This window comes from Nonomuraea sp. NPDC049784 (assembly GCF_040659615.1).
Taxonomy (GTDB): Bacteria; Actinomycetota; Actinomycetes; order Streptosporangiales; family Streptosporangiaceae; genus Nonomuraea.
In genome coordinates, this window is sequence record NZ_JBFAMX010000519.1 from 1 (window position 1) to 7402 (window position 7402).

Annotated in this window: 7 protein-coding genes and 1 pseudogene; 4 read left to right on the forward strand and 4 right to left on the reverse strand. The window is 70.0% G+C overall.

Annotation, left to right across the window (positions count from 1 at the left end; translation table 11 throughout):
• Both AB0J09_RS50285 and AB0J09_RS50290 read right to left on the reverse strand, forming a co-directional pair.
• Positions 1 to 798, reverse strand: a 798-nt coding sequence (locus AB0J09_RS50285) for an ornithine cyclodeaminase family protein (protein ID WP_360708328.1), incomplete at its 3' end; no start/stop codon positions are given.
• Entirely contained in the window at positions 795 to 1679 is an 885-nt protein-coding gene (locus AB0J09_RS50290) for a PhzF family phenazine biosynthesis protein (protein WP_360708331.1), read from the reverse strand. The genes AB0J09_RS50290 and AB0J09_RS50285, both read right to left, overlap by 4 nt.
• 70 nt (positions 1680 to 1749) lie before the next feature.
• Here AB0J09_RS50290 and AB0J09_RS50295 point away from each other — a divergent pair, with 70 nt between their 5' ends.
• A complete protein-coding gene (locus AB0J09_RS50295; protein WP_360708333.1) occupies positions 1750 to 2709 on the forward strand; it encodes a LysR family transcriptional regulator in 960 nt (319 codons plus the stop codon).
• A gap of 204 nt (positions 2710 to 2913) precedes the next feature.
• Positions 2914 to 3189, forward strand: a pseudogene (locus AB0J09_RS50300) (undecaprenyl diphosphate synthase family protein); the annotation flags it as partial.
• A gap of 216 nt (positions 3190 to 3405) precedes the next feature.
• Here the strand turns inward: AB0J09_RS50300 and hemE are convergent.
• Positions 3406 to 4566 carry a uroporphyrinogen decarboxylase gene (hemE, locus tag AB0J09_RS50305; RefSeq protein ID WP_360708336.1) on the reverse strand — a complete coding sequence of 387 codons (1161 nt, stop codon included), beginning with the start codon at positions 4564 to 4566 and terminating at the stop codon, positions 3406 to 3408.
• A gap of 302 nt (positions 4567 to 4868) precedes the next feature.
• Between hemE and AB0J09_RS50310 the strand changes: the two genes are divergently transcribed.
• Positions 4869 to 5735: a S1 RNA-binding domain-containing protein gene (locus AB0J09_RS50310; protein WP_360708339.1), complete on the forward strand. Its 867-nt coding sequence runs from the start codon at positions 4869 to 4871 to the stop codon at positions 5733 to 5735.
• Positions 5736 to 6116: 381 nt separating this feature from the next.
• Here AB0J09_RS50310 and AB0J09_RS50315 read toward each other — a convergent pair whose 3' ends face one another.
• Positions 6117 to 6701 carry a TetR family transcriptional regulator gene (locus tag AB0J09_RS50315; RefSeq protein ID WP_360708342.1) on the reverse strand — a complete coding sequence of 195 codons (585 nt, stop codon included), beginning with the start codon at positions 6699 to 6701 and terminating at the stop codon, positions 6117 to 6119.
• An 86-nt stretch (positions 6702 to 6787) separates the two neighbouring features.
• Between AB0J09_RS50315 and AB0J09_RS50320 the strand changes: the two genes are divergently transcribed.
• Positions 6788 to 7402, forward strand: a 615-nt coding sequence (locus AB0J09_RS50320) for an oxidoreductase (protein ID WP_360708345.1), incomplete at its 3' end; no start/stop codon positions are given.

A 7402-nucleotide genomic window follows, 5' to 3' on the forward strand; every position in this document is an offset into this window, starting at 1 on the left:
GTCCACGACCCGGCCCGCGGCGCGCAGGTCTCCGGCGTGCAGCGGGGCGTTCTCCCTGCTGTCGACGGCCAGCACGTCGGCGCGGTGGAGACAGGCCGGGTCGAGTTCGGCCTTGGTGCCATCGTCCGCGCCGACGGACGTGACGTGCTGTCCCGGCCGCAGCCAGGAGCCCTCCAGGATGGGCCGGCGGCTGCTGGTCGCGGTGACGATCACATCGGCCCGCCGTACGGCGTCGCGGGGGTGGTCGGCCACCGACACCGTGAACGGCGGGTCGGCCGCCAGGAGCGACGCGCGCAGGGCTCGCGCGGCATCGGCCCTTCGGCCCCAGATCACCACGTGCTCGATCGGGCGTACGGTCCTCGCGGCCAGGACCTGCAGCCGGGCCTGGGTCCCGGTGCCGAGGACCGCCACGGTGGCGGCGTCCTGCCGGGCCAGCAGGCGGGTCGCCACCGCTCCCGCCGCGGCGGTGCGGAGGTCGGTGAGGTGGTGCTCATCCATGAGCAGGGCGCGCAGGTCTCCGGTGGTAGCGTCGTGGACGGCGACGAACCCGCTGGACGGTGACCGCCCGCCGGTCGCGCGGGCGGCGAACCAGGCCGCCACCTTGACGGTGAACACGGACCGGCCCGGCATCCACGCCGACTTGACGTGCACGTCGCCCTGGTCGCCGCCGGGCGCGAACACTGTGATCGGCGCCTCGCCCAGCCCGTCGCTGAAATCGGCGAAGGCGCGCGCCACCGGGTCGACGAGGTCGTCCAGGCCGATGGCGGCCCTGATGGCGTCCGCGTCGTAGACCTTCACGGCAGGACCCGCAGCGAGCCGGTGCCGACGGAGGCCACGCCGCCACCGACGGTGACGCGCTGGACGTCGCCGGCCGTCCCGTGGGCGGTGATGGCGATCCTGCTGGGCCGTCCGGTGAAGCGTCCCTGCGCCAGCGAGAGCTCCTCGCCGTCGCGGGCCCGTCCGTGTCGCAGGAGGTATGCCGCCACGCATCCGGCGGCGCTACCGGTGGCGACGTCCTCCAGGACGCCGTCGTTGTTCCAGTGCCTGCCCTCGATCGCCTCCGCGTCGAGAACGTAGGCGAACTGGGCGCCCAGCCGTTCCAGGACTCCGCCGAAGTCAGGGTGGCGGATGTGGGCTCTGGCCAGCGCGTCACCGCCGCGTACCGCGATGATGAGGTAGCGCAGGCCCGTCGAGACGATCTCCAGCGGCAGCCCGGCGTCGAGGTCGTCCTCGGCGAGGCTGAGCGCCTCGGCGACGGCCGCCCGTTCCAGCGGGGCCTTCTCCGTCACGAACTCAGGACGCCCCTGGTCCAGCAGCGCCGACACCTGGCCTGGCCGCTCGCCGGACGTGGTGACGCGCACGGTCCCTGCCTTCAACTCGAACGTCCAGGCCCGCTCCTCACCTGGCTCGGCGCCCGCCCGTTCGTGCAGGACGGCGGCCGCCCCGATCACCGGGTGCCCGGCGAAGTCGAGCTCCTCGATCAGGTCGAACACCCGGGCCCGCACGACGCCGGGAGCGCCGTCCGCCGTATGCACGAAGATCGTCTCGAAGTGCCGGAGTTCCTGCACCACCCGGAGCATCCGTTCCGCCTCGAGGTGCGGCGGATCGACGAAGACGGCGAGGCTGTTGCCCGTATAGGGCCGGTCGGCGAAGACGTCGACGTGGTGGTATCCGGTCATGCGGCCAGCCTAGGGACGCGCCCTCGCATTGAGAACACCGATAATCCCGTGGGAGGCATAATGGCTGCTTATGGAGAGGGATTTCCAGATCGCGGACCTGCGTTCCTTCACGGCGACCGTGCGCGCGGGGAGCATCACCCGCGCGGCCACCGCGCTGCGGGTGAGCCAGCCCGCCGTGAGCCAGCGGATCCAGCGCCTGGAGCAGGCCGTCGGCGAACGGATCCTGGTCCGGGATCCGCATGGAGCCAAGCTCACCCCGGCGGGAGAGACGCTGCTCGCCTACGCCGAGCGGATGCTGGCCCTGCACGACGAGGCGCGCACCTCGATCACGGGCCGTGGCGCCGCTCCGTCGGGGCGGCGAGCGATCGGGCTGCTGGAGGACCTGGCGATCACCACGCTGCCGGCCGCGCTCGCCGACTTCGCCATACTGCATCCGCTGGTGGAGCTGGAGGTGCTCGTCGGCTCGGCGGCGGCGCTGCGCGGGCCGGCCGGGCGGGGACGGCTGGACCTGGTGTTCGGCGACCCGTCGGTGATGCCGGGCGCCTCAGTGCGGTGGCAGCGCCAGGTGCCGTTGACGTGGGCATGTGCTTCGGCCTTCGACCCACTCACCGATCCGTTGCCGCTGGTGCTGTTCTCCCAGCCCTGCCAGTGGCGTCAGCCCGTGCTCGACGCGTTGAGCCACCACGGGCGTCAGTGGCGGATCGCGTTCCAGAGCACCAGCGTGCACGCCGTACAGGCGGCGGTCTCGGCAGGGATCGGCGTGGGGGCCCTCCTGGTGGGCAACGTCCCGCCCGGCGCGATGCGGCCTTCCGAGCAGCAAGGGCTGCCGCCGGTGCCGATGGTCGACGTCGCGATCTCCCGACGCGCCGACACCGATACGGATGAGGCGGTCAACAGCTTGGAACGCCTGCTGCGGCGTACGTTCACAGGGGCGGTCGCCGGGCCCGATACCCTGGCGGCGACGTCGGGGCCCACGGCTCGCCCGCCCGGGACCACGGCGAGCACCCGGTTCATCCAGGGAGCCACGTAGCTCTCGCGGCGCGCCCGGGCAGGTTCCGGCCTGCCGGGCGTGGCTCACCCGAGATAAGCCCCAGGCCGACCCGCAGGCAGGAGGTTAGAGGCGTGCTGCGCGATCTTGCCTATGGCCTGTACTCCCGCAAGCTGCGCAGGGGGCTGTCCGGTGTCACGCTGCCCAGGCACGTCGGGCTGATCATGGACGGCAACCGCCGCTGGCGCACTGCTATACGAGCAGGCAGACGGCGGCGGCACGCTCACCGGGCTCGCCGAGTCCCTGACCACCGACGACATCGCCCGGCACCTGTACACAGCCGGGCAGCCCGACCCCGACCTCGTCATCCGCACCAGCGGTGAGCAGCGCGTGTCCAACTTCCCGCTCTGGCAGACCGTGCACTCCGAGCTGTACTTCTGCGACGCCTACTGGCCCGCGTTCCGCGAGATCGACTTCCTGCGGGCGCTTCGCAGCTACGCCGCCAGGCAAAGCCGGCGCGGAGCCCGACGCCACCACCGCAGTCCCTGCTCCACCGCCCTCCGGAACTCTCCCCGCCCGAGCCGGCTAACGGTCGTGACCGCGCCAAGGCGGCCGGCTACCTGCAACTTCTGGCCGCTGACGCGGCCTGGGTGCACCTGGCGCCTCGCACCAGATGGCCGGGATCGCCGGCACCAGCGGTTGCGCCAAAATGAGGGTTCGCCAGTTCCGCGAAGCGGTCTACTCGCTGGGCGGCCGGTGCCCCGTGTGATTACCCAGCGGGTGCGGCGGGACGGGCGTGGTCCAGGAGCGCACCTGCTCGGCAAGGGCGGCGACATTCTCCGGGGGCGTGGTCTTGATGATGCCGTGTCCCAGGTTGAACACGAACGGCCCCCCGCTCAGGGCACGCAGGATGCGGTCTGTCTCGGCGTTGAGTGCCGGGCCGCCAGCGGCCAGGAGCTGGGGGTCGAGGTTGCCCTGCACGCAGCGGCCGAGGCCGCGCTGTAGATTTTGCGCGGCCCAGTTAAGGGGGACCGTGGCGTCCAGGCCGATGCAGTCCGCGCCGGTCGCCTCGGCGAAGCCGTCGTAGGCGAGCCCGGCGCCCCGGGGAAAGGCGATGACGGGAACGCCCGGGTACTTGTCCTTCAGCGCTGCGATGATGGCGGCGACTGGCTTGACGCACCAGCGTTCGAAGAGGGCGTCGGGGAGGATCCCGGCCCAGGTGTCGAACAACTGGACCGCTTCCGCGCCCGCCTCGATCTGGCGGCCCAGGAACTGGATGACAGCAGTCGTGAGCACGTCGATCAGGGGCTGGAACCCCTCCGGGTCGCTCAGGGCCCACTGCTTGACGACGGCGTGCTCTGACGAGCCGCCGCCGCGTCCTTCGACCATGTAGGTGGCGATGGTCCACGGCGCGCCGGCATACCCGATCAGTGTCACCTCGGGAGGCAGGGCACGGGTAAGCTGCCTGACCGTCTCGTAGACCGGGGCCAGTTCCTCATGGAGACGGGAAACGCCCAGGAAGTCGGCTATGTCCGCCGCCGAGCGGACGGGAGGCGTCAGTACCGGCCCGTCGCCGGCGCGGTAGTCCAAGGTCTGGCCGAGCGCGGCGGCAACCTGCGGAAGGTCCGCGAAGAGAATGGCGGCATCGAGCGGGAAACGGCGGATTGGCTGCAGGGTGACCTCGACAGCGTGCTCGGGCGAGTTGCAGAGCCCGACCATACCGCCGGCGGCCTCGCGGACCCGGTGGTACTCGGGCAGGTAGCGTCCGGCCTGCCGCATCAGCCAGATCGGCGGCCGCTCGGTACGCTCTCCCGCGAGCGCGCGCAGGAGCAGCTTCCTGGGCCGGGCGCATCCAGACGCCGGCTTCGGACTGATTTCTTCCTGTGTGCCGATGTCCACGCTGTTCCGTCCTGTTGAACTGCCCCGGGCTTCGAGGCGGTCCGGTGAGCAGGCCCCAACCCCGGTAAGGAGGGCGTTGTCATCGTAGCGGCGCCCGGTCCAGGGCTGCCCGGCAGGCGTCAGGACCGTGCCGGATCAGTCCCGTGCACGCCAATGACGAATGGCCAGATAGCTGCAAAATGGCCAGCTAGCCTGCAAAGTCAAACTGACTGTGCCCCCTAGTTATAGATGGCGGTTCCCAGGTGTGGTTGGCGGCTGGGTAGAACGTGCGGGCGCCCGGCATTCGTGCGAGCCTTGGAGCCATGGGGGCAGTGGAAGACGAACAGTCCCTGGCCGCGTTCCTGAGGACGGTGAACGTCGGCGACGTCCTCACCGGGACCGTCGCGGAGGTCACGCGATCGCAGACGACCGTGCTCCTCGACGCCTTCGCCGGTGATCCGATCGGCATCATCGGCCCGCTCGATTGTTCCTGGCGGTCTGAATCCCTTGAAGCCGGTGGCCGAGTCTCCGCCGAGGTGATCGCCGTTGATCTCCGAGAGCGGCAGGTCTGGCTCTCGCGGTCGGCGGCCGAGAATCCACAGCTCTGGGCCTATCTGAGGGCGCTGCGTCCGGGGCAGCGGCTGTCCGGCCTTGTGGCCGCTATCGAACGTTTCGGCGTCTTCGTCGATCTGGACGATGGACCCGACCATCCCGTCTTTCCCGGCGTTGGCTTCATCAGCATGCCTGAGCTGTCCTGGCGCCGCTTCGAGGACCCATCCGAAGTCGTCTCCGTCGGAGAGCACGTCACCTGCGAGTTCCTCGTCTTCGACACCTATAACGGCGAAGCCCGCTTATCGCTGCGCGCCACCCAGCCCGACCCGTTCCAGCAGTTCGCACGCCGCGTTCACGTGGGGCAGATCTTGCACGGCTCGGTCACCAAAGTGGTGCCCATCGGCGTCTTCGTCCGCGTGGCAGACGGCATCGAAGGTCTGGTCCACCTCAGTGAACTGGCCGTCACGACTGTTGAGGCATCAGGCGATGTGGTCCAGATCGGCGACGAGGTCACCGTGATCATCACTGAGATCGACTTGCAGCGACGTCGGCTCGCCCTGTCGCGCCGCCAAGCCGCCGAGAAGATCTGGGACCTCCCGCCAACTGCATCTGGGAATCCGAGCGACCCAGCAGGCTGATTTGTCTCCCAGTCGCCATCTATGGCTGGTGGTCACACGGGAGATCGAGTTACGGTGTTCGCCGATGACTGCGGGTGACGAAGAGTTGCTGGCGGGCATATTGCTGGTGGATGCCCTGGGTGGACATGCCGACCCGCCTGAGGAGCACGAAGGCGGGGATGGGATCGCACTTTTTCGGCCATGACCGGAGGTCACATGCGGCTGGTCAAAGGCGTCACCGTCTCCTTATCCGCACTCATCCTCTCCCTGACGCCCCTCGCCCCGGCATCAGCCGACCAACCCGCCCCGCGTTCGAGAGATCATCGCGCCCTGACCTGCAAGAAGGGGTCAACAACCCCAGATAACTATGGGGTTGGCGGGTCCCGTTGGGGATGACGGGAGTCAGCGGGTGTCCGCGACGTCCGGGCCAGTGGAGTGGGGGGCGGTGGCGCGCAGGCCGGCGGAGGCTATGGCGATCATGCGTTCACGGGCCTCCGGGTCGAGGGTGTGGCGTTCACGGGCGAGGCAGCCGACGATGAGGGCTTTCACGTCGGCGATGGTGACGTCCGGGCGTACCGCGCCCGCCTGCTGCGCGCGCATGAGCAGGTCGCGCTCGACCCCGTCGAGGTCGTGCTCGGTGCCGGAGGCCGCCGTCTGGATGTCGAACCCGTCGCCGCTGAGCGCCTCGGCCAGGCCGCGGTTGGCGGCGCCCTGGCCGACCATGTAGGCGAAGAAGTCGAAGAACGCAGCGCCGGGATCGCGGGTCGCGGCCAGGTGGGTGGCGCGCTCGACGATCTCGGTGACGCGTTCCAGCACGATCGCCTCGTACAGGGACTCCTTGGTGGGGAAGTGGCGGCTGACGGTGCCGGTGCCGACGCCGGCGCGGCGGGCGATCTCGGCCACCGGCACCGACAGCCCTTCGTTGGCGAACGCCTCCATGGCGGCCTTGAGCACCCGCTTGCGGTTGCGTTCAGCGTCGACGCGCATGGGACCACCTTTCCACTCGACAACCGGGATGGCCGTCCCGTATCTTTCTAGGCGGGACGACCATCCCGATTATAGGAGGTTTCCGCATGTCCGACCCTGCCTGGACCACCGCCGACGTTGGCGACCAGCGCGGCCGCATCGCCCTGATCACGGGCGCCAACTCCGGCATCGGCTTCGAGACGGCCAAACTGCTCGCCGAACACGGCGCGACCGTCGTGCTGGCCTGCCGCGACGAGGCCAAGATGAGCGAAGCCGCGAAACAGCTGAGAAGCGCCGCCCCGCGAGGCGAGATCGCGACGCTCGGACTCGACCTCGCCTCGCTGGCCTCGATCCGCGCCGCGGCCGAAGCCTTCCACGACCGGCACGCCCGGCTGGACCTGCTGATCAACAATGCGGGGCTCATGATCCCCCCGTACGGCAAGACCGCCGACGGCTTCGAATCCCAGTTCGGCGTCAACCATCTCGGCCACTTTGCCCTCACCGGCCTGCTGCTGGACCGGCTACTGGGCACCCCCGGCTCGAGGATCGTCACGATCAGCAGCAACGCCCACCGGCGGGGCACCATCAACTTCGACGACCTGCAGGCCGAGCGCCGCTACCACCCGATGACCGCCTACGCGCAGTCCAAGCTGGCCAACCTGCTGTTCACCTACGAGCTGCAGCGCCGCCTGGCCGCCGCCGGCACCGGCACGATCGCCGTG